This window comes from Lactobacillus crispatus (assembly GCF_018987235.1).
Taxonomy (GTDB): domain Bacteria; phylum Bacillota; class Bacilli; order Lactobacillales; family Lactobacillaceae; genus Lactobacillus; species Lactobacillus crispatus.
Map to the genome: position 1 here is coordinate 1,226,062 of NZ_CP072197.1, position 25,863 is coordinate 1,251,924.

The 25,863-nt window shown below is 36.8% G+C and carries 25 protein-coding genes; 11 read left to right on the forward strand and 14 right to left on the reverse strand.

Translation table 11 applies throughout. The features are described from left to right. Positions 1 to 114 precede the first annotated feature (114 nt). Together J6L97_RS05955 and J6L97_RS05960 are read left to right on the forward strand one after the other, a co-directional pair. Positions 115 to 729 carry a DedA family protein gene (locus tag J6L97_RS05955; RefSeq protein WP_005724638.1) on the forward strand — a complete coding sequence of 205 codons (615 nt, stop codon included), beginning with the start codon at positions 115 to 117 and terminating at the stop codon, positions 727 to 729. A 97-nt stretch (positions 730 to 826) separates the two neighbouring features. Then, a complete protein-coding gene (locus tag J6L97_RS05960; protein WP_057726529.1) occupies positions 827 to 2,212 on the forward strand; it encodes an APC family permease in 1,386 nt (461 codons plus the stop codon). A 66-nt stretch (positions 2,213 to 2,278) separates the two neighbouring features. On the opposite strand, the gene J6L97_RS05965 is transcribed toward J6L97_RS05960, so the two are convergent. The 4 genes from J6L97_RS05965 to coaBC form a co-directional block, all read right to left on the reverse strand. After that, positions 2,279 to 3,244 carry an NAD(P)-dependent oxidoreductase gene (locus J6L97_RS05965; RefSeq protein ID WP_057726530.1) on the reverse strand — a complete coding sequence of 322 codons (966 nt, stop codon included), beginning with the start codon at positions 3,242 to 3,244 and terminating at the stop codon, positions 2,279 to 2,281. Between the two features lie 66 nt (positions 3,245 to 3,310). Continuing rightward, entirely contained in the window at positions 3,311 to 4,123 is an 813-nt protein-coding gene (locus tag J6L97_RS05970) for a Cof-type HAD-IIB family hydrolase (protein ID WP_057726531.1), read from the reverse strand. A 48-nt stretch (positions 4,124 to 4,171) separates the two neighbouring features. Next, complete coding sequence (locus J6L97_RS05975; RefSeq protein WP_057726532.1) at positions 4,172 to 5,008, reverse strand: aldo/keto reductase; 837 nt, start codon at positions 5,006 to 5,008, stop codon at positions 4,172 to 4,174. A gap of 499 nt (positions 5,009 to 5,507) precedes the next feature. Next, positions 5,508 to 6,698: a bifunctional phosphopantothenoylcysteine decarboxylase/phosphopantothenate--cysteine ligase CoaBC gene (coaBC, locus tag J6L97_RS05980; RefSeq protein ID WP_035443635.1), complete on the reverse strand. Its 1,191-nt coding sequence runs from the start codon at positions 6,696 to 6,698 to the stop codon at positions 5,508 to 5,510. 477 nt (positions 6,699 to 7,175) lie between these two features. Here coaBC and J6L97_RS05985 point away from each other — a divergent pair, with 477 nt between their 5' ends. Beyond that, on the forward strand, positions 7,176 to 8,360 hold the full coding sequence (locus tag J6L97_RS05985; protein WP_057726533.1) for an aminotransferase class I/II-fold pyridoxal phosphate-dependent enzyme: 1,185 nt from the start codon (positions 7,176 to 7,178) through the stop codon (positions 8,358 to 8,360). Between the two features lie 65 nt (positions 8,361 to 8,425). On the opposite strand, the gene aspS is transcribed toward J6L97_RS05985, so the two are convergent. The 6 genes from aspS to prmA all read right to left on the reverse strand — a co-directional run bounded on the left by aspS (position 8,426) and on the right by prmA (position 15,921). Beyond that, positions 8,426 to 10,279, reverse strand: coding sequence for an aspartate--tRNA ligase (gene aspS, locus J6L97_RS05990; protein WP_057726534.1), 1,854 nt, complete (start codon positions 10,277 to 10,279; stop codon positions 8,426 to 8,428). Between the two features lie 5 nt (positions 10,280 to 10,284). After that, positions 10,285 to 11,571 (reverse strand): histidine--tRNA ligase, encoded by a 1,287-nt coding sequence (hisS, locus tag J6L97_RS05995; protein ID WP_023488611.1) that lies wholly within the window; start codon positions 11,569 to 11,571, stop codon positions 10,285 to 10,287. A 295-nt stretch (positions 11,572 to 11,866) separates the two neighbouring features. Next, a complete protein-coding gene (gene dtd, locus J6L97_RS06000) occupies positions 11,867 to 12,304 on the reverse strand; it encodes a D-aminoacyl-tRNA deacylase (RefSeq protein ID WP_005720133.1) in 438 nt (145 codons plus the stop codon). Then, positions 12,304 to 14,544 carry a RelA/SpoT family protein gene (locus tag J6L97_RS06005; RefSeq protein WP_057726535.1) on the reverse strand — a complete coding sequence of 747 codons (2,241 nt, stop codon included), beginning with the start codon at positions 14,542 to 14,544 and terminating at the stop codon, positions 12,304 to 12,306. The genes dtd and J6L97_RS06005 overlap by 1 nt, the downstream gene beginning before the upstream one ends. Positions 14,545 to 14,558: 14 nt before the next feature. Further along, positions 14,559 to 14,921 (reverse strand): hypothetical protein, encoded by a 363-nt coding sequence (locus J6L97_RS06010; protein WP_013086268.1) that lies wholly within the window; start codon positions 14,919 to 14,921, stop codon positions 14,559 to 14,561. Between the two features lie 55 nt (positions 14,922 to 14,976). Beyond that, positions 14,977 to 15,921, reverse strand: a complete 945-nt coding sequence (gene prmA, locus J6L97_RS06015) for a 50S ribosomal protein L11 methyltransferase (RefSeq protein WP_021355666.1) — start codon at positions 15,919 to 15,921, stop codon at positions 14,977 to 14,979. A 60-nt stretch (positions 15,922 to 15,981) separates the two neighbouring features. On the opposite strand from prmA, the gene J6L97_RS06020 reads away from it, so the two are divergent. Further along, positions 15,982 to 16,491 carry an aminoacyl-tRNA deacylase gene (locus tag J6L97_RS06020; protein ID WP_005727610.1) on the forward strand — a complete coding sequence of 170 codons (510 nt, stop codon included), beginning with the start codon at positions 15,982 to 15,984 and terminating at the stop codon, positions 16,489 to 16,491. A gap of 395 nt (positions 16,492 to 16,886) precedes the next feature. On the opposite strand, the gene J6L97_RS06025 is transcribed toward J6L97_RS06020, so the two are convergent. Beyond that, positions 16,887 to 18,233 carry a threonine/serine exporter family protein gene (locus J6L97_RS06025; protein WP_057726536.1) on the reverse strand — a complete coding sequence of 449 codons (1,347 nt, stop codon included), beginning with the start codon at positions 18,231 to 18,233 and terminating at the stop codon, positions 16,887 to 16,889. A gap of 217 nt (positions 18,234 to 18,450) precedes the next feature. Between J6L97_RS06025 and J6L97_RS06030 the strand changes: the two genes are divergently transcribed. The 4 genes from J6L97_RS06030 to J6L97_RS11230 all read left to right on the forward strand — a co-directional run bounded on the left by J6L97_RS06030 (position 18,451) and on the right by J6L97_RS11230 (position 21,120). Then, the gene (locus J6L97_RS06030) at positions 18,451 to 19,485 is read left to right on the forward strand and encodes an IS30 family transposase (protein WP_123811765.1); all 1,035 of its coding nucleotides are present in this window, start codon (positions 18,451 to 18,453) and stop codon (positions 19,483 to 19,485) included. 88 nt (positions 19,486 to 19,573) lie between these two features. Beyond that, positions 19,574 to 20,512 (forward strand): sugar-binding transcriptional regulator, encoded by a 939-nt coding sequence (locus J6L97_RS06035; protein WP_057726714.1) that lies wholly within the window; start codon positions 19,574 to 19,576, stop codon positions 20,510 to 20,512. A gap of 47 nt (positions 20,513 to 20,559) precedes the next feature. Then, the gene (locus J6L97_RS06040; protein WP_005720120.1) at positions 20,560 to 20,886 is read left to right on the forward strand and encodes a hypothetical protein; all 327 of its coding nucleotides are present in this window, start codon (positions 20,560 to 20,562) and stop codon (positions 20,884 to 20,886) included. 102 nt (positions 20,887 to 20,988) lie between these two features. After that, the gene (locus tag J6L97_RS11230) at positions 20,989 to 21,120 is read left to right on the forward strand and encodes a hypothetical protein (protein WP_005720118.1); all 132 of its coding nucleotides are present in this window, start codon (positions 20,989 to 20,991) and stop codon (positions 21,118 to 21,120) included. Positions 21,121 to 21,186: 66 nt separating this feature from the next. Here the strand turns inward: J6L97_RS11230 and J6L97_RS06045 are convergent, their stop codons facing one another. Beyond that, entirely contained in the window at positions 21,187 to 21,567 is a 381-nt protein-coding gene (locus tag J6L97_RS06045; RefSeq protein WP_005720116.1) for a DUF1828 domain-containing protein, read from the reverse strand. A gap of 157 nt (positions 21,568 to 21,724) precedes the next feature. Between J6L97_RS06045 and J6L97_RS06050 the strand changes: the two genes are divergently transcribed. The 3 genes from J6L97_RS06050 to J6L97_RS06060 are packed head-to-tail and all read left to right on the forward strand — an operon-like array spanning position 21,725 to position 24,821. Continuing rightward, the gene (locus J6L97_RS06050; protein ID WP_057726715.1) at positions 21,725 to 22,282 is read left to right on the forward strand and encodes an ECF-type riboflavin transporter substrate-binding protein; all 558 of its coding nucleotides are present in this window, start codon (positions 21,725 to 21,727) and stop codon (positions 22,280 to 22,282) included. Between the two features lie 3 nt (positions 22,283 to 22,285). Continuing rightward, a complete protein-coding gene (locus J6L97_RS06055; RefSeq protein WP_057726716.1) occupies positions 22,286 to 23,995 on the forward strand; it encodes an ABC transporter ATP-binding protein in 1,710 nt (569 codons plus the stop codon). Further along, the gene (locus J6L97_RS06060; RefSeq protein WP_057726717.1) at positions 23,988 to 24,821 is read left to right on the forward strand and encodes an energy-coupling factor transporter transmembrane component T family protein; all 834 of its coding nucleotides are present in this window, start codon (positions 23,988 to 23,990) and stop codon (positions 24,819 to 24,821) included. The genes J6L97_RS06055 and J6L97_RS06060 overlap by 8 nt, the downstream gene beginning before the upstream one ends. A gap of 17 nt (positions 24,822 to 24,838) precedes the next feature. Here the strand turns inward: J6L97_RS06060 and J6L97_RS06065 are convergent, their stop codons facing one another. Together J6L97_RS06065 and J6L97_RS06070 are read right to left on the reverse strand one after the other, a co-directional pair. Beyond that, a complete protein-coding gene (locus tag J6L97_RS06065; RefSeq protein WP_005720315.1) occupies positions 24,839 to 25,000 on the reverse strand; it encodes a hypothetical protein in 162 nt (53 codons plus the stop codon). Positions 25,001 to 25,029: 29 nt separating this feature from the next. Beyond that, positions 25,030 to 25,485 carry a DUF441 domain-containing protein gene (locus J6L97_RS06070; RefSeq protein ID WP_005722922.1) on the reverse strand — a complete coding sequence of 152 codons (456 nt, stop codon included), beginning with the start codon at positions 25,483 to 25,485 and terminating at the stop codon, positions 25,030 to 25,032. Positions 25,486 to 25,863: the final 378 nt, after the last annotated feature.

Here is a 25,863-nt window from a genome sequence, read left to right on the forward strand (position 1 = left end):
CATTTAATAGTTTAACACAGACTGTTTAAGAAGATCTTAACTTTGCTTATAGAAATAGCTATTCGGTACAAAAGTTGATATATTAAAAGAAATAAAATTTGAGGAGAACTTTTGATGACTAATCTAGTTTTTGACTTAATTAACCAATTTGGCTACCTAGCCATCAGTTTGCTAATTGCAATCGAAAACATCTTTCCCCCTATTCCATCCGAAGTAATTCTATCGTTCGCTGGCTTTGCAACCCATCATTCTCAAATGAATGTCTTCGGTGTAATTATTGCTTCAACAATCGGCGCGGTAGTTGGTGCACTAGTTTTATATTGGATTGGCACTTTACTTAATCCAGATCGATTAGAAAAGTTGTTCGATCATAAGTTATTCAAACTACTTGGCTTTAAAAAGGGTGATGTACAAAAGGCTATCAGATGGTTTGATAAATACGGTACCGGTGCAATCTTCTATGGTCGGTGCATCCCTGTAGTTCGTAGCTTAATTTCAATTCCAGCTGGAATAGCAAAAGTTAAATTACCTAAGTTCCTTATTTACACTAGCTTAGGCAGCTTACTCTGGAATGCTATTCTAGTTGGTCTTGGTTCCTATATGGGTGAAAATTGGGAACAAATTGTGTTAATTTTTGAAGAATACTCATTAATCATTGGAGGACTTATTCTAATTGCTTTAATATATTTCTCCTGTAAATGGTATAAGCAAAAAATTAAAGCTGATTAATTCAAACGCTCTATAAAAAATATAGAGCGTTTTCTTCTTTTAAAAATTAAAAATATCATGTAAAATTAATCTAATCTATAATAAGGGAAGTTTGCGAATGAAATTTAATATTTTTAGGAAACAAAATGTTGAGAGCTATCTCGGTAAAGACATTAAGTTCTCCAAAACAATGAACGCCGTTGATTTAATGTCTCTTGGCGTAGGAGCTGTCATCGGGACCGGTATTTTCATCTTACCCGGAACTGTTGCAGCCACATTAGCTGGACCTAGCGTTAGTTTATCCTTTGTTGTTGCAGCAATTGTTTGTGCTTTAGCTGGAATGTGTTATGCAGAATTTGCTTCAGCGATCCCAGTAGCTGGTTCTGCCTATTCATATGGGAATATCGTTTATGGCGAATTTACAGGCTGGATTATCGGTTGGGCACTGATTCTGGAATACATGCTATCTGTAGCCACTGTGGCAGCAGGTTGGTCATCATACTTCAGTTCTTTCATTGCACCATTTGGTCTAAAAATTCCACACGCTATTTCTGGTCCTATGAATCTTAACAATGGCGTTTATTTTGACTTGGTTTCTGTTTTAATCATTTTACTTATCAGTATCCTGTTGTCACGAGGGATGAAGAACTCAATTAAAATTAATGTCGTAGCTGTTTTTATTAAAATCGCCATTATTTTAATTTTTATTTTTGTAGGCTTACAGTTCATTAAACCTAACAACTATCATCCGTTCTTGCCATATCATTTTTCAGGAGTCATCAAAGGAGCAACCACAGTCTTCTTTGCCTTTCTTGGCTTTGATGTTGTTTCATCATCAGCCGCCGAGGTTAAAAATCCTAAGAAAAATATGCCCCTAGGAATTATTGGCACTTTAGCTATTGCAGCTGTACTTTATTTTGGCGTTTCAATCGTTTTAACGGGTATGGTTAATTATACCAAGCTAAACGTATCTAATCCCGTTGCTTTTGCATTGCAATATGTTCATCAAAACTGGGTAGCAGAGTTATTATCATTTGGTGCTATGCTAGGAATGGCTACCATGATGCTGACAATGATCTATTCAAGCTCTCGCTTAATCTATGCTATGGCACGTGATGGGCTATTGCCTAGTGCATTCAGTAAATTAGATAAAAAACATAACTCTCCTCAAAATGCCTTAGTCGCTGTCACTATTATTATTGCAGCAGGTGCAGCATTCTTCTCCGTTGATCAACTAGCCAATTTGGTCAACTTTGGTACACTTTTTGCCTTTACTCTTGTTTCCTTTGGAATTCTAAAATTAAGAAAAAGAACAGATATTGTTAACGATGGCTTTAAAGTTCCCGGATACCCATATTTGCCAATCATTTCTGGTTTAATTTGTATCTTTATGATTTGCCATTTAAGTTCAGAAGTTTACTTAATGGCAGCTATTTGGTTAATCATCGGTGCTGTAATTTACTTTGTTTATGGCTACCACCATAGTCAGCTTGATCATGATTAACATCAGTAAAAATTATGTAAAGAAAAAGACGATTCGCATGAATCGTCTTTTTTAGCTCTGTTTGAACTAGTTAATTTGATTAATTGCCTGACCATCTTTAAAGAAAGACAAAACATTATTCGCAGCTTCTTTAGACAAATTAAATCTAGCAATGTGAGTAGCTGAACCAACGTGAGGCGTCATGATCACATTATCCATTTCAACCAATTCAGGTCTTGGATGCGGTTCGTTTTCGAAAACATCTAAGGCGGCGCCTGCAATTGAACCATTCTTTAACGCAGCAATTAATGCATCCCCGTCAATCAACGATCCACGAGCAACATTAATTAAAAACGCTGTGTCTTTCATTTTCTTTAAAAAGTCTGAATTAACCAGATGATATGTTTCAGCTGTAGCAGGAGTATGTAAACTCACAAAATCAGCTTCTTTTGCCAAAGTATCTAAGTCAACATATTTAGCATCTAATTCTGTTGCAATTTGATCATCTACTTGATGACGATTATGATAAATAATTGTCATACCAAATGCTTTAGCGAACCTAGCAACTTGTTGACCAATTCGACCCATACCTACAATTCCTAAGGTCTTTCCTTCAATGGAGTACCCTTGGTTGTCGTACTCATCGGCATTTAAAAAGACGCCTTCACGCAAAGCATGGTCATAATAATGCAATCTACGAGCTGATGCCATAATCATTGTCCAGGCAAGTTCCGCCGTTGGACGCAACACACTCTTAGGGCAATTTGAAACAACTATTCCTTTTTCTTTAGCGTATTCAACATCAACGTGGTCAAAGCCAACGCCATAAGTTGAAATTATTTTTAAATTTTTCGCAGCATCAATCATTTCTCGATCAAAAGCCATCTTTGCTACGATCACACCATCATATTCTGCAATATGATCAAGCACCCACTCACGATCATCTTCTGGTCGATGTCCTACTGGACCGATATCAACTTGACAAATATTTTTTAAATCAGTTAAGGCCTCATCTCTTAAGCCACCTAAAACTAAAACTTTTGCTTTATTCATTATTTTTAGACCTCTATTCAATTTTCATCTTAAAGTAAAAATACCACTATTTGAAAGAGAAAACATCTACTTTAATATTTTATTGATTGCAACTGCAACACCGTCGTGGTCACAATCAGCCGTAACTTCATCAGCATGTTGCTTTGTATATTCAACAGCATTTCCCATTGCGATACCTAATCCAGCATAAGTTAACATCGGCATGTCGTTTGCTTGATCGCCTAGGGCCATCACATTACTTCGATCTATTTTTAAGTAGTCACATAGTCTTTTCAGGCCAGTCCCCTTATCGACACCGGCAGCGGTTGCTTCATAATAAAAAGGCTCAGTCTTTGAAAATACAGCTCGATCTTTCATCATTTCAAATAAAGGAGATTCTATTTTCTCATCTAAATAGTCTGGATCATCAACATACATACATTTGATGATTGGTATCTGCTTCATTTCTTCTTGTGTACGATATGAGACTTCTAATTTTACGACCCGTGAATTATAAATTGTATAATGTCCCAAATCACGGTTAGCTGTATAAATTCGATCTAACGATACGCTATGAAAATGTAAGTTTAGCTTTCGCGCAATTGTCTCTAAATCTACATAATCTTCATATTTTAGCCCCTGTTTGAAAATAACCTGCCCCGCGGTTGATTCTACAACTGCACCATTAAAACTAACTACATACTGATTTTCTTGGCCATTAAGCCCTAATTCATCTAAATAACGTTGAGCACCTGACAAAGGCCGACCTGTGCAAATTACGATTTGCTTGCCTTGTTTTTGAGCAGTTAAAATTGCTTTTTTAACTGCTGGTGTAATCTCCTTCTTAGAATTAACTAAGGTTCCATCAATATCTATCGCGATTAGTTTAATTTCTTCCATTACCTTTTCCCTTAAAACAAAGAAAGCACCGCTTATGCGATGCTTCTATTAAACAGCCATGGTCTGCGTATTTTCTTTTAACTTGACCAAATCAGCCATATCATCAGCACTGATTTCAAAATCGATGTTCAAGTTTTCCTGCATTTCTTTAACATTATCACTCTTCGGCAAAACAATACAACCTAGCTGTAAGTCAAATGATAACATTAATTGAGCTGGACTAACATGATACTTTTCAGCGTAAGTCCTGATTCTTGGATCCTTTAACAAACGACCATGTGCAAGTGGAGAATATGCTTCAATCTGAATTCCTAAATTTTTACAGTATTTCATCAAATCAGTTGGCACATTTCCTATATGAACTTCGATTTGATTAACTACTGGCTTAATTGAGCTGTTATTAACAATGTTAGCTACGTCTTCTTGTAAAAAATTTGAAACACCAATTGATCTAACTTTACCGGCTTTAAGTGCGTCTTCCATTGCTCTCCAGTTTTCCAGATTGCCTTCAAAGTGACGATCATTAATTCTATTCACTTCAATCCAAGGTTGTGGTGAATGAATTAACAACATATCAATATATTCCAAACTAAATCGATCTAAAGCGTCATCAATTGCTTTTTTTGTACCTTCATAGTCTTTAATCGAAGTTGGTAATTTAGTTGTTAAAAAAATATCACTACGCTCAACATCAGAGTTCCAAATACCTTTTCCCACACCACTTTCATTGCCATAGTCTTTAGCAGTATCGAAAGCGCGGTAACCAACATTAATCGCTTGACGAATTACTTTTCGTACATCATCGTTATTAATTAGCCAAGTTCCTAGTTGAATTCGAGGAACCTCTACTCCGTTATTGAGCATTAAAGTTTTATCAGAGTACATATATACACCTCTACATTTTACTAATATGTCTCTGTTTCTTAATTCCTGTATTTGTATAGCTAATAACAATTATTAAACAATAATTGTTTTTTCAGCCATCTGTTAATAGCATACAACAAAATTGTTGCAAATCCTATACATACATTTTATTTTTTGTGGTTCTGTTATATTTTCTAATTAAAATAGTAGCATCAATCAATGCTGCTGGGTTTATAAAGATTATCAAATAATTTATTTTATTATTCTATACAAAATTAATATTTTCGTATAAAAAAAGAAAGGGCTGATGATGTCCTATCAACTCTTTCTCTTCAGTCTCTTAATTCCCAACACCTATAATACCAGCATTTATCATTTAAACAAGGATAAAAAACATCTTTTACTTACTAAATATTATTTTTAGTTTTCATCACATTTTTAAAAAGCCTAGATGTTATATTACAAAATGATTACAAGAGCAATATAAATCATATAGTTCACTATTAGCTATATGCAAATACTATATTTTTTGAGCAATAAGCTGCAACAATTTTTGAGCAATCTTTTGCTTACTCATTTTAGGCCATTTCTTAGTTGACTTATTTTTTTGTAAAATCGTTACCTGGTCTTCATCATTGCCAAAAACATTTTTAGAAACGTCATTTGCTACAATCATATCGGCACCTTTTGAAGATAGCTTTTTTGCAGCATTTTGTAGCAAATTATTCGTTTCTGCCGCAAAGCCGACAACTATCTGCCCTCGCTGCTTGTGGCTAGCAACTTCGCGTAAAATATCTGTCGTTTTAACTAAAGTTAGAGTCAAAGTTTGTTGATCAGCTTGCTTTTTTAATTTATGATCTGCAACTTGTTTCATGCGCCAATCCGCTACTGCAGCAGCCATAATTAAAACGTTACTATGCTTAAATTCTTTTTTGACTGCAACTAACATTTCTTCGCTACTAGAAACATGAATTAATGTAATCCTAGGATTTTGTGGCAAAGGCATACTTACATTACCATATATTAGCTTTACTTTTGCTCCCATTGCTGCTGCTTCTGTAGCTAAGGAAATGCCCATTTTCCCACTAGAGCGGTTACCAATAAAGCGGACGGGATCGATTGCTTCTTCAGTACCACCAGCAGTAATAACAATATTTTTTCCTTGCAAAACGTTCTGTTGTTCAGTGAAATTTTTGATCCACGCCACAATTGCTCCTGGCTCTGGCATTCGTCCTTTAGCAGCATAGCCTTCTGCCAGCATCCCTACTGCAGGCTCCATTATTTCTACACCATGTTCTTTCAGAAAAGCTATATTTCGCTGTGTAGCTGGATTATTCCACATTTGGTCATTCATGGCTGGTACAACCAATTTAGGTGCACTTGTAGCTAAAATTGTAGTGCTAGCTGCATCGTCAGCAATTCCCGTTGCCATTTTAGCAATAAAATTTGCAGTCGCTGGTAAAACCAGAGCTAACTCTGTCCAACGCGCTAGATGAACATGTGGTATGCTAGACTCATTTTCCTTGCTCCATAAATCATCCAAAACAGGATACTTTGTTAAAGCAGCCAGTGTATTAGTAGTTACAAAATGCTCTGCATTTTTAGTCATTACTATTTGAACTTGATGACCCGCTTTTTCTAAATCGCGGATAACGTTAACTGCCTTATAATCAGCGATTCCACCTGTCATATAAATTGTTATTCGACTCATTTTACCATTCCTCGTCATCTAAACTTATTTTTATTTTATCATTGTCCACTTAAATAGTAGAATATTGTGTTGGGAGTTATATTTGGAAAAAATTAAAAAATATGCAAAAACTACTTTTACTAACTATATTCTTACTTAGCTTATCGGCCTGCACTAAACCACAATCATCCTTTGTACCACGTGATAAAAGTGCCACTACAATCAAGATTGTTGATAGGAAGCTTGAGTTGCATCAGCCCACTAAAAGGCCACTTCAACCTTTAAATGGAATTTTGCCTCATTGGCTGCAAATGCCAGATAAATCTCAGCCTAAGCCAGCAATTTATACTAATTTGAATACTGTTCTTAAAAACAAATAGGGAAATGATTAGTTTCATCTTCCCTATTTTTTGTTCAATTTACAAGTTGCTTTAAAAATAGTTGTTTTATATTAATGAGTAATTTAAAATTTATATAATACAGAAAGGAACTTTATATATGCCAAATTTATCCAGTGATTTAACTTCAACTATTAATGAGAGACTAAACAACTTGACCGCATCTAAAATTCGAGCATTTGACCAAAAGATCTCTGAAATTTCTGGGATTATTAAGTTAACTATTGGTGAACCTGATTTAGCGACACCTGATCATATTAAAGATGCCGCAATTCGTGATATTCAGGCTAATGATTCCCATTATGCTCCTCAAGCTGGTAAGCCAGAACTACTTGAAGCTATTAGCAATTACCTTGACCGCTCAATTGGTGTACATTATGATCCAAAAAGTGAAATCTGTGTCACTGTCGGTGCAACAGGTGCATTAAATGATGTCTTTATGACCTTGCTTAACCCCGGTGACAAAATTTTGGTTCCTACTCCGGTTTGGGCTTTATACTTTCAGCTAATTAAAATGACTGGAGCAATCCCTATTCAAGTCGATACTAAAAAAGATGACTTCATCTTAACAGCTGAACATTTACGTCATGTTCTCAATGGTCGCGGTAAAGGTGCAAAGGCAATTATTTTAACTGATCCTTCTAATCCAACTGGCCGCGTTTATTCTGCCACAACTCTCAAAGCCTTAGCAGATGTCATTAAGGAATACAAAATCTTTTCTGTAACTGATGAAATTTATGCAGAACTTGTTTATGGCAAAGCCAAACATCACTCACTTTCTGAATACATCCCTGACAGAAATATTTTGATTTCCGGTTTATCCAAGGCTTATGCTATGACTGGCTGGCGTTTAGGCTATATTGCTGCCCCTAAACAAATCATGAAGAGCATCCGCAAGATTAATTCATTTTTAGTTACTTCAGTTACTGATAACGTTCAAATAGCTGCTGTCGAAGCCTTAAACAATGGTCAAAACGATCCTAAAAAAGCGCGTGAAATCTACGAAGCACGTTTAAACTTTATGCAATCTGGCTTAGAAAAGTTGGGCTTTGAAATGGCCACACCGCAAGGAGCATTCTACATTTTTACTAAGATCCCCGAAAAATATGGCACCAATGATGAACAATTCGCTTTTGAGCTGGCTCAAAAAGCAAAAGTCGGTGTCACTCCTGGTCGCTACTTTGGCAAGGGCGGTGAAGGTTATGTCCGTCTTTCTTATGCATCATCAACTGAGCAATTAAAAGAAAGTTTAGCTCGGATTAGTAATTTCGTTAATAATTTATAATTCAGATAAAAAAATAAGTGATCTCAATCAAAGCGAGATCACTTATTTTTTATTATATTGATTTATTACTTATCCCAAGTTGAATTTTCTGCAGCATCTTCAGCAGCCATCTTTTCAAGACGCTCTTCAGTTGCCTTTACACTGTCTTGGTACTTTTCCTCAACTTCGATCCCCAAGTCAGCTAATTGTTGATCAGCTACTGGAGCTGGAGCATGCATCATTGGTTCTGAAGCAGAAGCATTCTTAGGGAATGCTGAAACGTCACGAATATTATCCTTATCAGCAAGCATCATTGCAAATCGATCAAGACCGATAGCTAAACCTGCGTGAGGTGGGAAGCCCATGTCCAAAGCATCCATCAAGTAACCAAATTGTTCATATGCACGTTTCTTAGTGAAACCAAGTGCCTTAAACATATTTTCTTGAATTGAGCGCTTGTGGATACGGATTGAGCCACCGCCCATCTCATCACCATTCATAACAATATCATAACTACGTGCGTGAGCCTTATGAGGTTCAGTAGTTAGCAACTTAACCCCTTCATCATCTGGCATAGTGAATGGGTGGTGAGCTGCTACCCAACGGCCAAGTCCTTCATCGTATTCAAATAATGGCCAATCAACAACCCAAACAAAGTCATAAACACCCTTAGGAACAATACCAGTTTCTTTGGCAAATTCACGACGAAGGTGGTCAAGTGAATCACAACATACCTTCCACTTATCAGCTACGAATACTACTAATTCGCCGCCTTCAAGATCAAATTCCTTCTTCAAAGCTTCTTTGTTCTCATCAGTCAAGAAGCGAGCAACAGGGCCTGAAAATTCGCCATCTTCAAATTTAACCCAAGCCAAACCTTTAGCGTGGAAACGTTTAATAAAGTCAGCCTTCTTGTCAATCTTCTTACGTGAGTATTCTTTTGCACCATTTTTAACAGCAATTCCCTTAACAAAACCGCCATCAGCAATTGCACCGGAGAAGACCTTAAAGTCACTATCCTTGAAAATTGGGCTTAAGTCATGAATCAACATACCGTAACGAGTATCTGGTTTGTCACAGCCATACTTGTTCATTGAATCAGTCCAAGTAATTCGCTTAATTGGAGTTTTAAGATCAATGCCCTTGACATCTTTCATAATTTTCTTCAAAAGACCTTCAGTATAACTCTGAATAGTTTCTTCATCAGCAAATGACATTTCCATATCAATTTGAGTAAATTCTGGTTGGCGGTCACCACGTAGGTCTTCATCACGGAAACAACGAGCTAACTGGTAATACTTGTCAAATCCTGCACCCATTAAAAGCTGCTTGAACAGTTGTGGTGATTGTGGCAAAGCGTAGAAACTACCTGGATAGATTCTTGATGGTACTAAGTAGTCACGTGCACCTTCAGGTGATGACTTACCTAAGATTGGAGTTTCAATATCAATAAAACCATTTTCATCAAAGAATTCATGAGTAGCACGCAAAATCTTTGAACGTAAAATAATTGCTTGTTGAACTTCTGGACGGCGAAGATCAAGATAGCGATACTTTAATCTAGTTTGTTCTGAGACTTCAATTCCATCTTTAATTTCAAATGGAGGGTTCTTAGCCTTGTTTAAAATAATGATTTCAGTTGCATCAACTTCAACTTGACCAGTCTTCATGTCAGGGTTAACTTCTGAACGCTTAACAACTTTCCCCTTAACTTGAACAACATATTCATTACCAAGTGAATCGGCAATATCCATTAACTTCTTACCAGAATCTTTGTTAACAACGATCTGAACCAAGCCTTCACGGTCACGCAAATCGATGAAAACCAAGTTACCTAAGTTACGTACACGTTGTACCCAACCATAGAGATTTACATCTTGACCGATGTATTTTTCAGTAATATTGCCACAATAATCTGTTCTTTTTTCCATCTTTTCCATTGTTACTAGTCCTTCAATTCATCCATTATTTTAGTCATGTTATTTAGATCTTCAAGACTTAAATCGATTGTCTTGCCATCAGCTAAACGTTTAATATTCAAAACGCCGTTAGCCAGTTCCTTTTCACCTAAAGTAATAACATACTTAGCACCTTCACGATCTGCCTTCTTGAATTGGTTCTTTAACTTCTTCTGATTGACATCAAAGTCAGCTTCAAAACCTTGATTACGAAGGCTACGTGCAATTTCAATTGCCTTTTGTGCAGTACCGTCACCAATATTAGTAATAAAGAAATCAATACCGCGTTTCTCGAATAATGCAGGATTTTGCTTTTCAAGCACCAACATCAATCTTTCTTCGCCAATCCCGAAACCAACGGCTGGAGTAGCGGGTCCATTGAATTCTTCTACCAAGTGATCATATCTACCACCACCAAGAATAGTAGTTGCACTTTCCCATAAGCTCTTATCTTCAACCATAAATTCAAAGATAATTCCAGTATAGTAATCAAGTCCGCGTACTAGATCATCATCAATTACATAATCAATACCAAGTTGATCTAGCATCTTCAAGATTGCTTCAAAATTAGCTTTTGAATCGTCATCCAAAAATTCACGAATCTTAGGTGCCTTAGGCAAGAACTTCTTATCACGTTCATCTTTAGAATCTAAAATACGCAATGGATTATCACGCAATCTTCTTTGTGAGTCTTCTGATAACTCATCTTTCAAAGGAGTGAAATAATTAACCAAGGCATCATGATAATCTTGACGTACTTGCTCATTCCCCAAAGTGTTAATGTGAAGTTGGTAATTCTTAACGCCTAACTCACCCAATAAATCATGTCCCATCATGATTGTTTGTACATCACTTAATGGGTTACTTGAGCCAAAGCTCTCTACCCCAATTTGGTGAAATTCACGTTGACGACCGGCTTGTGGTCTTTCATATCTAAAAGTTGATTCCATATAAAAAACATTAAATGGCTTAACAACTTCTGGCGCATACATCTTGTCTTCTACATAAGCCCGCACTACGCCAGCTGTTCCTTCTGGGCGAAGGGCAATATGGCGACCACCCTTATCATCGAAGTCGTACATCTGTTTTTCAACGATTTCTGAACTATCGCCACTTGAACGAGCAAAGATTTCATAATTTTCAAAACTTGGTGTGCGAATTTCACGATAATTTGCGCGATTGAAGAAATTTCTGGCAGTTTCTTCAACTTTTTGCCATGAACCAGATTGATCAGGCAAAATATCAACTGTTCCCTTAGGTTTTTGAACTCTCATTTAATCATCCTTTTTATATTTTGATAACTTGATTAAAAATAAAAAGCGCCCTTGAACTTAATCAAGGGCGCTTAGATTAGCACGGTACCACCTTTTTGGTTGCTGCGATTAACGCTCGCCAAACGATCCATTATCTGTTAAAGGTGTCACAGACCGCGATCTATCTACTCTCTCACCACAACGAGCAGTCTCTTTGAATAGATCATTGCTAATCTACATTCTTTGTCATCGATAATTCTTACTTAGCTTATATTTTTCTCAAGACATTGTCAACCTTTGCGGTCTCATTTTTTCGCTAAAGATCTAACACAATCGTGAATGGACCATCGTTTTCTAAACTAACTTGCATGTCAGCCCCAAACTCACCAGTCTCAACGTGGAAACCGTCATTTTCTAGTTCTTGATTAAAGTCTTCCCAAAGTTCTTTCGATCTTGGTGGACGCATCGCATCAACAAAACTAGGACGGTTGCCTTTTTTAGTATTTGCCATCAACGTAAATTGTGATACCGACAAAATTTCTCCGTTAACATCCTTTAAAGACAAGTTAGTCTTCCCCTCTTCATCTTCAAAAATACGCATTTTAGCTATTTTATCAGCTGCTTTTTTGATTACTGGCAATTCATCACCATTTTTGATGCCAACTAATAATAAAAAGCCTTTACCAATCTTGCCCACAGTTTTACCGTCAATATCTACTTGAGCATGATTTACTCTCTGAATTACAACTCGCATTAATTATCTGACCTCTTAGTTTCGTATACGTCTGGAATATCACGTAATTTACTCAAAATTTCATCTAGTTGATCTGCATTCCGTACAGCAACTGTGACATACATATGTGCAACATTATCTTCGTTTACTTTACCAGAGATATTATTAATATTCTTAGTAAGTGAGTTCAACTTATTAATAACGTCACTAAGCAGATTGGAACGATTGTAACCAAAGACTTCAATATTTGCATTAAAGGATTGAACACTATTTTCCTCAACATTTTCCCATTCAACATCAATTAAGCGGCCTTGTTCTTCAGCTTCTTTGGTGATATTACGGCAATCTGTTCGGTGAATAGTTACACCGCGACCTTTAGTTACATACCCAATAATCTTGTCACCTGGAACTGGATTACAACACTTAGCTAAATGAAGCATTAAGTCACTAACGCCTTGGATCATGACGCCATTTTTATGCTTAACCTTCATTGTAGTATTTGAATTCTTCTTAGGTTGTTCTTCTTGAACTGCTTGTTGTCCAGAATTCAAAATCTTTTCTTCCAGCTCTTTTTGTTTTTGATTTTCTTCCTCACGGCGCAAATCAACCGTCAAGCGATTAACCACTGCTTGAGCAGAAAGATCACCAAAGCCTACTGCCGCATATAGTTCATCTGCAGTGTGATAATTAAAGTGCTCTAATAGCTTTTCAATTCGATCCCTGGCCATAAATTCTTTGGGTGAAAGATCCTCATCGCGCAACATGTCAGCAATCAATTGTTCACCATGCTGAATGCTATCTTCTCTATCCTGACTTCTGAAGTAGCGTCTAATCTTGTTGCGTGCTCTTGAAGTCTTCACCATGTCAACCCAGTCACGCGATGGCGCCGCATTAGTCTGTGTCATAATTTCAATAACATCGCCATTGCGTAATTTATAGTCCAAAGGAACTAATTTGTTATTAACTTTGGCACCTACTGCATGACTACCAACTTGAGTGTGAATTGCATAGGCAAAATCTAGCGTAACCGAACCTTTAGGTAGTTCATATACTTCACCTTTAGGCGTAAAAACATAAACTCTGTCTGAAAAAATATCACTTTTAACAGACTTCATAAATTCACCGGCATCTTTAGTTTCATCCTTTAATTCAAGGATTTCTCTTACCATATCCAGCTTTTCACCAGAGGTACTTTGCTCAACACCAGTAAAATTGCCACGCTTATAAGCCCAGTGTGCAGCCACACCATATTCAGCTACTTTATGCATTTGTTCAGTTCTAATCTGAATTTCTAGTGGACGACCGCCAGGCCCAATAATGGTTGTATGGAGTGATTGATAGCCGTTAACCTTTGGCATAGCAATGTAATCCTTAAAACGACCTGGCATTGGCTTCCATTCAGTATGAACAGCACCCAAAACAGCATAACAATCACGCACATTTTTAACAATTACACGTACGGCCAATAAGTCATAAATCTCATCAAAATCTTTATGCTTATTAACCATCTTTTTATAGATTGAATAAATATGCTTCGGACGACCATAAATTTCATACTTAATGCCTAATTCATCTAGAGTCTTCTTCAAAGTCTTGATTGTATCGGCAATATATTTTTCACGCTGGCTTCGCTTGACATCCATCAAGTTAACAATGCGATAATAGGCTTCGGGATTTAAGTAGTGGAAAGACATATCTTCTAGTTCCCACTTAATTGTCCCAATACCTAGACGATCAGCCAGCGGTGCATAAATATCCATTGTTTCGGAAGCAATACGCCGCTGCTTATCAGGTCGTAAGTGTTGCAGAGTATGCATATTGTGTAAACGGTCAGCTAACTTCACCATAATTACACGTAGATCTTGAGCCATGGCAATCAACATTTTACGGTGATTCTCAGCTAAAAATTCTTGATGAGACTTGTACTCATATTTGTTTAACTTGGTTACACCATCAACAATAAAAGCTACATCTTCACCAAATTCTTCCTTCAGCTCATCATTTGTAACTGGGGTATCTTCCACTGTATCGTGCAAAAAGCCCGCTGCAACTGTATCAGGATCTAAGCCTAATGTAGCTAAAGTTCCAGCCACTTGCGTTGGATGAATAATATAAGGCTGTCCAGACGCCCGTTTCTGTCCAGCATGAGCTTTATTGGCAAATTCATATGCTTTTTCAACAAAGGCCACCTGGTCATCATTCATATACTTTTTGCAGGTATCAATTACCTGATCATGCGTCATTTCAATGTATTTGGACATTATGATCATCCCCTCTAGCGGTAAATATTTTTATTCATTAAGCCAAAAGCTTCAATTATTAAGTAAATTAAACCAAACATTAAATTATACAAAGCAAAATGTGGCAACATTGCTAAGCAGAAAAGCACAGGTAACAAGAAAATCCACCACTTGGACAGGTTAAGTTTAATAATTAAATTGCCTAGATGGTATGCAATGATGCTGTTAATAATAAAAAACAGAATTGCTTCTCGCCACACTACCGGCACACGGCAAATGCTAAAGATATACGGCAAAATCATTACCAAAATACTCCACCAGACAAGTGACATCCAGCGATGAGAATTCAACTTCCTGACAATTGGAATTGCTTCGATTTTATTTCCTAGTTTTTTCATTAAAAGATTGTGCCTCTCATCAAAGTTTAATTTAATTGATAATATTTTACCATATTTATTTTTCTTTTCTAGTAATTGCTAGTCCAATCCAGCGACCTTGACGCATGGTTAAATCGACCTTAAAGCCATTCTCGTCTAGAGCCTTTTCAATCTTAGGCAATTGCAGGTAGTCAATTCCAGAAAAGATAACTTGACCATCGTCGTTTAAATGACTATCCATTTGTGGAATCAAGTCTAGTAAAATTTCTGCCAAAATATTGGCAACAATGATGTCAAACTTGCCTTTAACATCAGCTAACAAACTAGTCTTTTGAGTGTGAATATTATTAATATCGTTTAAGGCTGCATTTTGTTTAGCTGCAGTCATTGATTCATCTGAAATATCTGTGGCTAAAACGTCAGTTGCTCCTAATTTTGATGCAGCAATTGCCAAAATACCGGACCCTGTACCAACGTCCACTACATTCATTGGCTTAACCATTGCTCTCTCTAGGCCCATCATTGCTAATTGAGTAGTTTTGTGATTTCCTGTACCAAAAGCTAAGCCTGGATCAAGCTTAATTAATTGCTGGTCCTTAAAAGCGGGGTTGTAATCTTCCCATTCAGGCACAATTGCCAAGTGACGTGAAAAATCAATCACGTGATAATACTTTTGCCATGCCGTGTTCCAATCTTGGTCCTTAATGTATGAAGTTGTAATTTTGGCATCCCCTACATCTAGGCCATAGCTCTTCAATTCCTTTAACTTATCTTGGAATTTTTTTACTAATGCGTCTTTATCTGCTTCTTCATCAAAATAAGCATAGAAATATGTATCCTTAGGTAAGTCTTTAATGTCATCCATTTCAACTACAGTAGAATCATGCAACCAGCCTGCTTGCTCAAAGTCGCTACGCTTTCTTGATTCAATACCCAATGCATTCAGATTATCTAAAGCAAAAACGCTCAAAGCGTCTTCAACTTCATGACTAGTATCAATTTTAATAATTAGTAATTTCATTAGTATTATCTCCTTTGGGATTTTCTTTGCATAATGCTATCATGATAACAGGTGATAAATATGTCAAAGAAGAAAAATAAAAAGAACAAACTCGAAAAAACATTGGTCGAAAAAATCTTAGACCAAAATAAGATCAAGTATCGTCAAGCTCAATTTGCTGTCTCCGAAGATAAAGGCGGAGTTGCACAAATGAACACTTCTATTTTAGAAGACAAAGAGCGTTTAGTCTATAAAACTCTCGTCTGCGAAGGAAATAAAACTGGTCCATTGGTTGGTGTTGTACCAGTTACTGAACATTTAAGCATGAAAAAGTTAGCTAAAGTTTCTGGTAACAAAAAATGTGAAATGCTTCCCTTAAAGAAATTAGCCAAAACAACTGGTTATGTACATGGCGCTAATACTCCTATCGGAATTTATTTTAAGGAAAAGTTTCCTATCTATTTGGATGACTCTATGCAAGGAAATCCTGAAATTGGTGTTTCTAGTGGTGAAGTTGGCCGCAGTGTCTTTTTGAACCCAGAAGACTTAGCCAAATTCTGCCATGCTCCTTTTATTGATCTAAAAGAATAAAAAGCGCTTACAATTTATTGCGTTATTCTTCTTCTTTTGTGTTATAGTAAATATATGTACCGCATACAGAATATAACAATTACATAGAAGAAGATGACAAAAATGAATATATTGTTAGGAATTGTTGGCTTTGTAGTTGCCATGATCGCTGCCTTTGTTGTTACGGCATTAGCAATTGCCAAGTAAATAAAGCGAAAAAATAATAACAGATTTAAAATGACGTGGTTTGATATCACGCCGTTTTTTTTCTATATAATAGTTATTTATTATCAAATTATAAATATTTAATATATAAGGCCAAACTATTTATACTAAAAAGAAAACATGATTAATTAACAATCGCAAACTAAAAGAGACAGACCAAAAATCTGTCTCTTTTTTCTACCTTAATTTATTTAATCTGCATGTCTCCACTTCTTATCAGTTAAGATACGTGCAGCTAAAAGACCTAATGGCAAGGCCACGACAATCATCAACGCTTCTACGATCCAATAAGCCCCGATATTAATATTCGTGATTCCAAAGTTAAATACAGCTCGATACATGTAAAGACCAGGCACCATAATTACAATTGATGGAACAGTAATTGCAATTCTTGGAAAACCAACTTTTTTCCTTACAATACTTGCTAATAGACCAGCTGTTAAAGCACCAATAAATGCTGCCAAAGCTGGAGCAACCTGAGCATAATCGACTAAGCTAAGACGTAATGTATTTGCCATTGCTCCCATTACCGCGGCTGTAGCTGCCATTTGTGGTCGACTGTTAAACATAATTGAAAAACCAAACACCCCACAAAAGCTAGCCAGCAATCGCAAGCAGGTTAACGTCCCTGGATCAATTTTTAACTTAGGCATAGATCCTGGATGCAAACGCAAAATTGTTGCTACAGCCCAGCCTGCCATCGTTGCAATTACGATAATTAAAATCGCATAAGTCAGCCGTTCAAGCCCAGAGCGCATATCTAACTTAGACATGTCCAATCCAGATGTAATAAATGGAAAAACCGGAATTACGAACAACATGGCACCAATATAGCCATAGGCATGATCATGATTAATGTGGAATAATATTTCTCCTACATGAAAACTCATAAAGTAAACACTGCAGGCTATGGCAACCGCAACCGCAATCTTGGCTACCAAAGTTAACCTGTGCTTACCCATAATTGCTCTAATATATTGACCGCAAGCTGCACCCAAGAAAGCACAGATTACCTCAGGAAGACCGCCGCCTAATAAGAAAATAAAGCCGCCGCAGGCCAAGCCTGAACTAAGTCCCGAAATTAACGGAGAATACGCTGACTTTTGCTGAGAAATCTCCCGTAAGCGTTTATGAATTTGACCGATAGTCCATTCCCCATGTCCCTTTTCAAATTGCCGAACGAATTTTTCCATTTCATTCAACTTAGTCATATTCACACCTGTTGCTGGTAACGATAAAGTCTGGGAATATGATTCATTATCAACATCAAAACAGGTATATTCAATTGACACTAATCCAATATCCGTTGAACAGGTAATGCCCAAGGTTCTGGCAACCGTATCCATTGAATCACGTACTCGCCAAGCACCTGTACCACAGCTTAAAAGCATAATACCTACTCGACCTACAATCGAGGTCTTTTCAACTAATGTTGCATCCTGCGCCATCGTATTATTATCGCTCTTGAAAGATTCCTCCCACAGAATCTTCATATGATGTTTTTCTGATAAATGATGTTCTCGATCAATTTCACTCATGCTATTATTACTTTCCCTCACATAGTTCGCATAACTATAACTATTATATTCTACCACAGGAACTTCATCATAATTTTTGATATTTTAAAATTTGCTGCTCCTTTTTATTATTTTAAATTTCCCGGATTTAAAATTGAAGTGCAACACCAAGTGTTAAACAAAAAGGCCATGAAGACCTAAACTTGAAGTGACGAAAAATCAAGAAAGGAAGATCTTCATGACCAATTCAAATTCTAGCATTTCTAAGCACTATCATCAATTAACCAGCGTACAACGTGGACAAATTCAAGCAATGCTGGATTCCGGCATAACTTCCCGTACTGTTATCGCTCAAGAAGTCGGCTGCCATAAGTCGACAATCAGTCGCGAAATCAAACGCGGAAGCGTCCTGCAAAGAGACAGCAGCTATTTATTGTATGAGCACTATTACGCTGATACTGCACAGCTTTATTATGAGAAGCGTCGCAAAAACTGCTATCAGCGCAATCCATTGAAGCATTATGCTGTCTTTTTGAGAATGCTCTCCAGACGCTTCAAAGCTAAATTTGATGCCACCAGCATCGATGAATTCGTTGGTGAATTCAAAAGGACTATGCCAGGCTACCCTTGTCCCAGCACACCAACTGTCTATCGCTATATTGATCAGGGCTTGCTGGACATAAGCAATATTGATCTGCCTATGAAGCTCAAAAGACGCAGGAACAAGCGTCATCACGGCCAGAGCGGTCATGCTTTGCACAAGAAGAATCTTGGCAATTCCATTGAACAGCGTCCTAAAGAGATTGAAGACAGAAAAACGCCGCTGCACTGGGAAGGAGATCTGGTTAAAGGCGTCAGACGCAAGAATCAGCCTGCTTTAATGACTTTGACCGAAAGAACCACACGCTTTGAAGTAGTTATCAAGATTCCTGACTATCGGGCAAGCACATGCCAAAGGCTGCTTCAAAATGAGATTGACAGACATCCTGCCTGGTTTAAATCGATCACGTTTGACAATGGCTCTGAGTTTGCGGATATGACCAAGATCAAAGGCTGCCAGATCTACTTCGCCCACCCATATTCTCCATGGGAAAGAGGCACCAATGAGAACTGCAATGGACTTCTGCGTCAATTCTTCCCTAAAGGCAAAAGCATGAAAGATAAGTCAGCTGCTTATGTTCAACAGGCAACTGATGCCATTAACCGCAAACATCGTCGAATCCTTCAATATCACACAGCAGAAGAACTCTTCAAGCAATATATTTCCTCATAGCCTAACTGTTGCACTTAATTTGACAATTCAGGTTATTTTAAATTTATAATAGACATATAAGTTATTTTGAAATAAAGGATGATTTAAAGTGGCTCAATTAACTGATGAACAACTTGCTAACATTGCTCATGACTTTTACCTTAGTCAGCTTAATATTGCTGATATCTCACAAAAATATGATTTATCGCGATATTTAATCGCTAAAGCACTAGAAGACGCGCGTAACCGTGGAATTGTTAAAATTAAAATCTCGCGTGGAATCAAACGCAATCAGGTACTAGAGAGAGAATTTCAGAAAAGATTCAGATTAAAAGAAGCTTTTATTGTCGAAACTACCGGCAACCGCGATGAAAATAGTGAAGCCGTAGTTAACTTCGCTGCTAAACAAATTGAAACCTATCTAAAGCAAGCAAAAATCGCTGGTGTTAGTTGGGGTGCAACAATGCATGGCGTGATCAACGACTTTTTTGAGCAGGACTTAGAGCAACTTTACTTTATTCAATTACTTGGTCAACCAATTAATTCTAACCGCAGAAAGAATCCATTGGCCCAAGATGCGGCAGAAAAATTGCATTCCCATAGTCTAAGTCTGCCAACCCCACTTTATATACTAAATCCAAAGATCATGCCTGCCTTGAAACATGAGCCTTATTTTAAAGTAATTGAAAATTGTTATCATCACTTAGACATGCTTTTCACTGGTCTTAGTACTTTCCAATCATTTCAAGCTAATCAATTTTTGAAAGAAAATTATGGACCTGAACTATTTAAAGCCATTCCTGACTGCGATGTAGCTGGAATGATCATGGGACGACCATATAATATTAAAGGTGAATTTTTCCCTGACTTTGAACAACACATTTGTGGTATCAGCATGAATGACATTATGAAAACGCCAATTCGTTTTTGTGTCGTCCGCAATCGCTTTAAATCTGAGGCACTCCTTGGCGCCTTACGTAGCGGTATCATTACTCATCTAGTAACTAATGATGCAATTGCCCAACGCGTTTTGCAAAATATCGATTAATTCGCTAAAGTAATACAGAGATAGACTATTTATAATGAGGAGAAAAAATGAAAAAATCTAAATATGATTTATGGATTGGTGCACTGAACCTGATCAATTGTGTGTTATTCATTAGCTCTTGGTTTGCCATCCTTGGAGCTGACTTCACTGCTAGAATAGCTTTAATATTTTACTTATTTGCCTGGTTCGGCGTGATCCTTAATGCCGTTGCAGTAGTACAATCGCATAACATGAATATCTCACTAATTGGGCCAATTTTAGGAGTAATTGGTAATGCACTATATGGCTTTACCGCTGCTCTAGCCTTACCTGCTGTGATTGTTAATATTATTTCTGCCTTCTTTATCTTTATGCAACATAGCAATAAAAAATAGAAAAAGCAGCCAAAAATTGGCTGCTTTTTCTATGCTAAAATTTGTTATGTACTGGTTAACAATTACTAAAGTTGGATTTACAACGACTGGGAGGTGAGCATTATGGAGTTTAGAATTGATGAATGTATTCCAGATGTTGTATCAATGATGGCTTTAGCACAAGCAATTGCAAATTTTGACCTCAATGGTAAAAAGCCACAAGATGTGAACCTAGGAAGGATGGCAAATGTCTAAAGTTTTTCGAAATGATTTAAAAATAAAGGACATCCCTAATCAAAGAAAACTTAGGGATGTCTTTTTTTAGCCTAAATATGAAATTGCTACTTGTAATTGTGCCAGCTTCATTGCCGCCTGAGCCACATTCTTGCGATCAACATCAACAAAAATCTCACAGTGTTTTTCATCAAATTCATAACCTGACCCTAGCGCAATATCTTCCGCAGTTTCATATAACTCTTTATCTTCTTCATTAGGATCTAGCTTAAATAGAATTCGTCCGCCATCACTAACGCGGCAATGATCATCGGCTTCCTCAACCCAAACATATACGGTATCGCCATAAGAATCAATCATCATTGTGGCAATCTGCAATGTCCTATCGTCAACCCAAATTGTCTTGGTTACCTTAGCAACATACGAACCTATTTCATGGTTAATTTTCTTTAATTCATCCTGCTTCATTTTTTACCTCTAATTTATAAATTCTTTTCTTTAATATAAGGATACCCTCTTAGTAATTCTTCTACAAATTTATTAAATAGATTGAATCTCCCAATCAGCTTGACTGTTACCGCTTACTAATTATACCTTGTAAATATACTAAATTTTGGAGAAAAATATGCATACTAAGGGTTTATCAGTTAAAAATGTTGTAGCGATCGGAATTGGATCGGCAATCTATGTTATTTTAGCACGTTTCACATCGATTCCTACGCCTATTCCTAACACAAATATTGAATTAGTCTTTCCTTTTTTGGCTCTTTTTGCGTCAATCTATGGCGCTAAGGTCGGTTTTATTGTCGGCTTTATTGGACATGCTTTGTCTGATTTCATTATGTACGGGCAGACTTGGTGGAGCTGGGTATTAGCTACTGCTGTTTTAGGCTGGATCATCGGTTTAGCGGCCAAACGCTTAGACTTAAAAAATGGTATTTTTGGTATTAAACAAATAATCTTTTTTAATATCATTCAAATTATTGCCAATATTCTCGCCTGGATTGTAGTTGCACCAATCGGTGACATTATCATCTATAGCGAACCTGCTAACAAAGTTTTTGTCCAAGGAATTTCGGCTACGCTTTCTAATGGTATTACAATTATGGTCATTGGCACGCTCCTACTTAAAGCTTATGCTGGAACCAAGATTAAAAAAGGCAGCTTGCGCAAGGAGGAGTAAACAATGCCTAAAACAATTATTGAATTCAAAGATTTTTCATTTAAGTATGACAGTCAGGCCGAGCCAACACTAAAACAGATTAATCTAACTATCAAACAAGGTGAAAAATTGTTAATTGCTGGACCATCAGGTTCAGGTAAATCGACCATTGGCCGCTGTATTAACGGCCTAATTCCCAATCTAGATACTGGTGAGATCACCGGTGAATGCACTATTAACGGCAAGAATATTAAAGACACTAACCTATTTGATCTTTCTTTCACCACCTCAACTATCCTACAAGATACTGACAGTCAATTTATCGGCTTAACTGTTGGTGAAGACATTGCTTTTTCTTTGGAAAACGACTGCCAACCACAAAATCATATGAAGCAAGTTGTTCATCGCTGGGCTGATGAATTAGGGATTGAGCATTTATTAAAGCAGGCGCCACAAAATCTATCTGGTGGTCAAAAACAAATTGTTGCTCTAGCTGGTGTCATGGTTGATGAATCACCAATTTTACTTTTTGACGAGCCACTTGCTAATTTAGACCCAGCTTCAGGAATGAAAACGATGGCTTTAATTGATCGCATTCAAAAAGAATTAAATGCGACAGTAATCATTATTGAACACCGTCTAGAAGAAGTTTTGAGTCAGCCTATAGATCGCATTATCCTAATTAATGATGGTGAAATTGTAGCTGATAAGAAGCCAAATGATCTATTACATGAGAATTGTTTAGAAGACGTTGGTGTTCGTAGTCCTCTTTATTTAAATGCCTTAAAAAAAGCTAACGTCGACCTTACGCGTATTCCCGACCTAACTTCAGTCGCTGCTTTGCCCCAAGATCCTGCAATTGCTAAGCAATTGCAAGAATGGCAAAACAACATTACCCTAAGTGGTGAAAAAGAAGAGACTCATCCTCTATTAGAACTCAAAGGCGTCGGCCACCGTTATAGTAAATTGCAGATTCATCCTTTACATGACGTTACAGCGACAATCAATCAATGCGATTTTGTTTCAATAGTCGGTCAAAATGGTGCGGGAAAAACCACCCTTTGTCGAATTATTTGTGGCTTTATCGACAATGAGGGACTTATTTTATTTGATGGTGATAACCTTAAGCAGTTTTCAATCAAAGAGCGTTCCGATAAGATTGGTTATGTCATGCAAGATCCTAACCAGATGATTTCACAAAAAATGATTTTTGACGAAGTAGCTCTAGGCTTGCGTCTACGTGGTTATGATGAGCAGACTATTCGCACTAAGGTCTATGATACTTTGAAAGTTTGTGGTCTTTATCCGTACCGCAACTGGCCAATCTCTGCTTTATCCTTCGGTCAGAAAAAGCGAGTCACAATTGCTGCAATTTTAGTGCTTAATCCTGAATTATTAATTCTTGATGAACCAACTGCAGGGCAAGATTGGCAAACTTATACTGAGATCATGAACTTTTTAAAACAGCTTAATGATCAAGGCAAAACAATTATGATTATCACTCACGATATGTACCTGCTGATGGAATACACTAACAGATCCCTGGCTTTTGCTGATGGAACACTAATTGCTGACACAGATCCAATCAAGTTATTAACTGAAAAAGCTTTAATTAAAAAGGCTGCTTTGAAGCGAACCTCCTTATATAATCTCGCTATCAAATATCAATTAGAAAATCCAGATAGCTTTGTCCGCGCCTATATTGATGCAGAAAGGGATGAAAAACATGCATAATGAGAGCCAAGTTTTAGGTTATCAACCTGGTGATTCTTTTATTTATCAATTAAACGCAACCACTAAGTTAGTTTTTATGCTCCTAATCTCGGTTGCTTGTATGGTAACTTATGATACCAGATTCTTAATTGCTATCTGTATTTTATCAATTTTTTTGTTTAAAGAGGCAAAAATTAAGTGGAGCCAGATTTCTTTTATCGTGAAATTTATTGTAGTTTTCATGTTGCTAAATCTGATTTTTGTTTTCATCTTTCAGCCAAGCTATGGTGAAAATATTTATCATTCTAAAAGCATCTTGATCCATGCCGGCTACTTCACATTAACATTGCAAGAGGTATTCTACTTATTCAATCTTTTCTTAAAATATGTCTGCTCAATTCCAATCGTATTGCTGTTTCTATTAACTACTAATCCTAGTCAATTTGCTGCTTCATTAAATAAAATCGGCATTAGTTACAAAATTTCCTATGCTGTTTCTCTAGCTCTACGCTACATCCCAGATATCCAAAATTCTTATTGGGATATCTCAGCTGCCCAACAAGCACGTGGCAATGAACTATCCAAAAAGGCTAGTTTAGGCAAACGAATTAAGGGGACATTGAATATCGTGATGCCTCTTATCTTCTCCAGTTTGGATCGAATCGATACAATTTCAACAGCCATGCAATTACGCCGCTTTGGCTCAAAGAAAAAACGGACCTGGTATGTCACCCAATCATTAAAAAAAGCTGATTATCTTGTAATGATCGCAGCCGTGATTTTGGTATTAATTGTGGTTGGTCTCTGGCAACTTGATCATGGTAGATTTTATAATCCATTTATTTAGACCAATATTAAAAGGACCTAATGGTCCCTTTTTTGTTTTCGATTTTTCTGTTTATGATCATCTTGAGTGACAATCTCAGGTTTCTTAGGAATCGGCGGCGTGATTATTTCATAATTACGCAAACGGTGTTCAAGATAGTCATCTAATCGCTCTTGCGTATTTTCATGTACAATAATCATTAAATCGCCTCACTTTTCACAATTATACCTCAAAAATGTAGGTTAAACAGCGTAATTACTAAGTATGTCATTCCACTAGCAATCACAGGACCTGCAGCTACACCCTTGAAAACCACTACTCCAATAATAGTACCTAAAACTAATGCAACCGTCACCTGTGGCACCGCTGCTAATTGATCAACACCATAACGTGACAAGATAGCTACAGCAATTCCCGCTAAAATGGCAATCCATCCAGCTGGCGACTTAAAAGTTTTAATCAGATCCTTAAAGCCAATCTGTCCTGTCGCTATAGGAACTAGAATTGCAACCGAAATAATAGTTACGCCCCAATTAATCCCCTTTGCTTGAATAGTAGGCAGCCATTTACTAGTAAACGGCAATAATTTAAACACCATTACCACTCCCGTTGCAATAATTAATGACATGTTTTTACCCAATAACGCTACAACTAGCACCAATGCTAGAAATAACCAACTTTCCATATTTATCTCCCCTCAAAAAATCATTAGCATTAGTTCACTTTAACAAAAATATTCATCAAAACAAAATAATGAGTCTAAATAAGTGAAAATCAATCTAATTTGTGTCATAATAAAATTACTCAGAAAAATATATGTATACGCGCACCTCGTTCTTAAAACGAGGTGTTTTTTTACGCAAAGAACCAGTGCAGATATTTTACCTTCACTGTTTTTTCTTAGTTGATCGATATTGCGATATGACTTTACTACTGCATCGTAGTTAGAATTTGCAAATATTTATGCTTGAAAATAAAATATTTGCACAAATAATTAAAAAACGTTTCTTGCAAAAATACAACTTAACATTTTAATAAAAACAAAAAGATGCCACTTTCGTGA

Bases quoted from the DNA above. Each gene is read 5' to 3' on its own strand.
- J6L97_RS05955 (WP_005724638.1), top strand. From the start codon at position 115: ATGACTAATCTAGTTTTTGACTTAATTAACCAATTTGGCTACCTAGCC.
- J6L97_RS05960 (WP_057726529.1), top strand. From the start codon at position 827: ATGAAATTTAATATTTTTAGGAAACAAAATGTTGAGAGCTATCTCGGT.
- J6L97_RS05965 (WP_057726530.1), bottom strand. From the start codon at position 3,244: ATGAATAAAGCAAAAGTTTTAGTTTTAGGTGGCTTAAGAGATGAGGCC.
- J6L97_RS05970 (WP_057726531.1), bottom strand. From the start codon at position 4,123: ATGGAAGAAATTAAACTAATCGCGATAGATATTGATGGAACCTTAGTT.
- J6L97_RS05975 (WP_057726532.1), bottom strand. From the start codon at position 5,008: ATGTACTCTGATAAAACTTTAATGCTCAATAACGGAGTAGAGGTTCCT.
- coaBC (WP_035443635.1), bottom strand. From the start codon at position 6,698: ATGAGTCGAATAACAATTTATATGACAGGTGGAATCGCTGATTATAAG.
- J6L97_RS05985 (WP_057726533.1), top strand. From the start codon at position 7,176: ATGCCAAATTTATCCAGTGATTTAACTTCAACTATTAATGAGAGACTA.
- aspS (WP_057726534.1), bottom strand. From the start codon at position 10,279: ATGGAAAAGATGGAAAAAAGAACAGATTATTGTGGCAATATTACTGAA.
- hisS (WP_023488611.1), bottom strand. From the start codon at position 11,571: ATGAGAGTTCAAAAACCTAAGGGAACAGTTGATATTTTGCCTGATCAA.
- dtd (WP_005720133.1), bottom strand. From the start codon at position 12,304: ATGCGAGTTGTAATTCAGAGAGTAAATCATGCTCAAGTAGATATTGAC.
- J6L97_RS06005 (WP_057726535.1), bottom strand. From the start codon at position 14,544: ATGTCCAAATACATTGAAATGACGCATGATCAGGTAATTGATACCTGC.
- J6L97_RS06010 (WP_013086268.1), bottom strand. From the start codon at position 14,921: ATGAAAAAACTAGGAAATAAAATCGAAGCAATTCCAATTGTCAGGAAG.
- prmA (WP_021355666.1), bottom strand. From the start codon at position 15,921: ATGAAATTACTAATTATTAAAATTGATACTAGTCATGAAGTTGAAGAC.
- J6L97_RS06020 (WP_005727610.1), top strand. From the start codon at position 15,982: ATGTCAAAGAAGAAAAATAAAAAGAACAAACTCGAAAAAACATTGGTC.
- J6L97_RS06025 (WP_057726536.1), bottom strand. From the start codon at position 18,233: ATGAGTGAAATTGATCGAGAACATCATTTATCAGAAAAACATCATATG.
- J6L97_RS06030 (WP_123811765.1), top strand. From the start codon at position 18,451: ATGACCAATTCAAATTCTAGCATTTCTAAGCACTATCATCAATTAACC.
- J6L97_RS06040 (WP_005720120.1), top strand. From the start codon at position 20,560: ATGAAAAAATCTAAATATGATTTATGGATTGGTGCACTGAACCTGATC.
- J6L97_RS11230 (WP_005720118.1), top strand. From the start codon at position 20,989: ATGGAGTTTAGAATTGATGAATGTATTCCAGATGTTGTATCAATGATG.
- J6L97_RS06045 (WP_005720116.1), bottom strand. From the start codon at position 21,567: ATGAAGCAGGATGAATTAAAGAAAATTAACCATGAAATAGGTTCGTAT.
- J6L97_RS06050 (WP_057726715.1), top strand. From the start codon at position 21,725: ATGCATACTAAGGGTTTATCAGTTAAAAATGTTGTAGCGATCGGAATT.
- J6L97_RS06055 (WP_057726716.1), top strand. From the start codon at position 22,286: ATGCCTAAAACAATTATTGAATTCAAAGATTTTTCATTTAAGTATGAC.
- J6L97_RS06060 (WP_057726717.1), top strand. From the start codon at position 23,988: ATGCATAATGAGAGCCAAGTTTTAGGTTATCAACCTGGTGATTCTTTT.
- J6L97_RS06065 (WP_005720315.1), bottom strand. From the start codon at position 25,000: ATGATTATTGTACATGAAAATACGCAAGAGCGATTAGATGACTATCTT.
- J6L97_RS06070 (WP_005722922.1), bottom strand. From the start codon at position 25,485: ATGGAAAGTTGGTTATTTCTAGCATTGGTGCTAGTTGTAGCGTTATTG.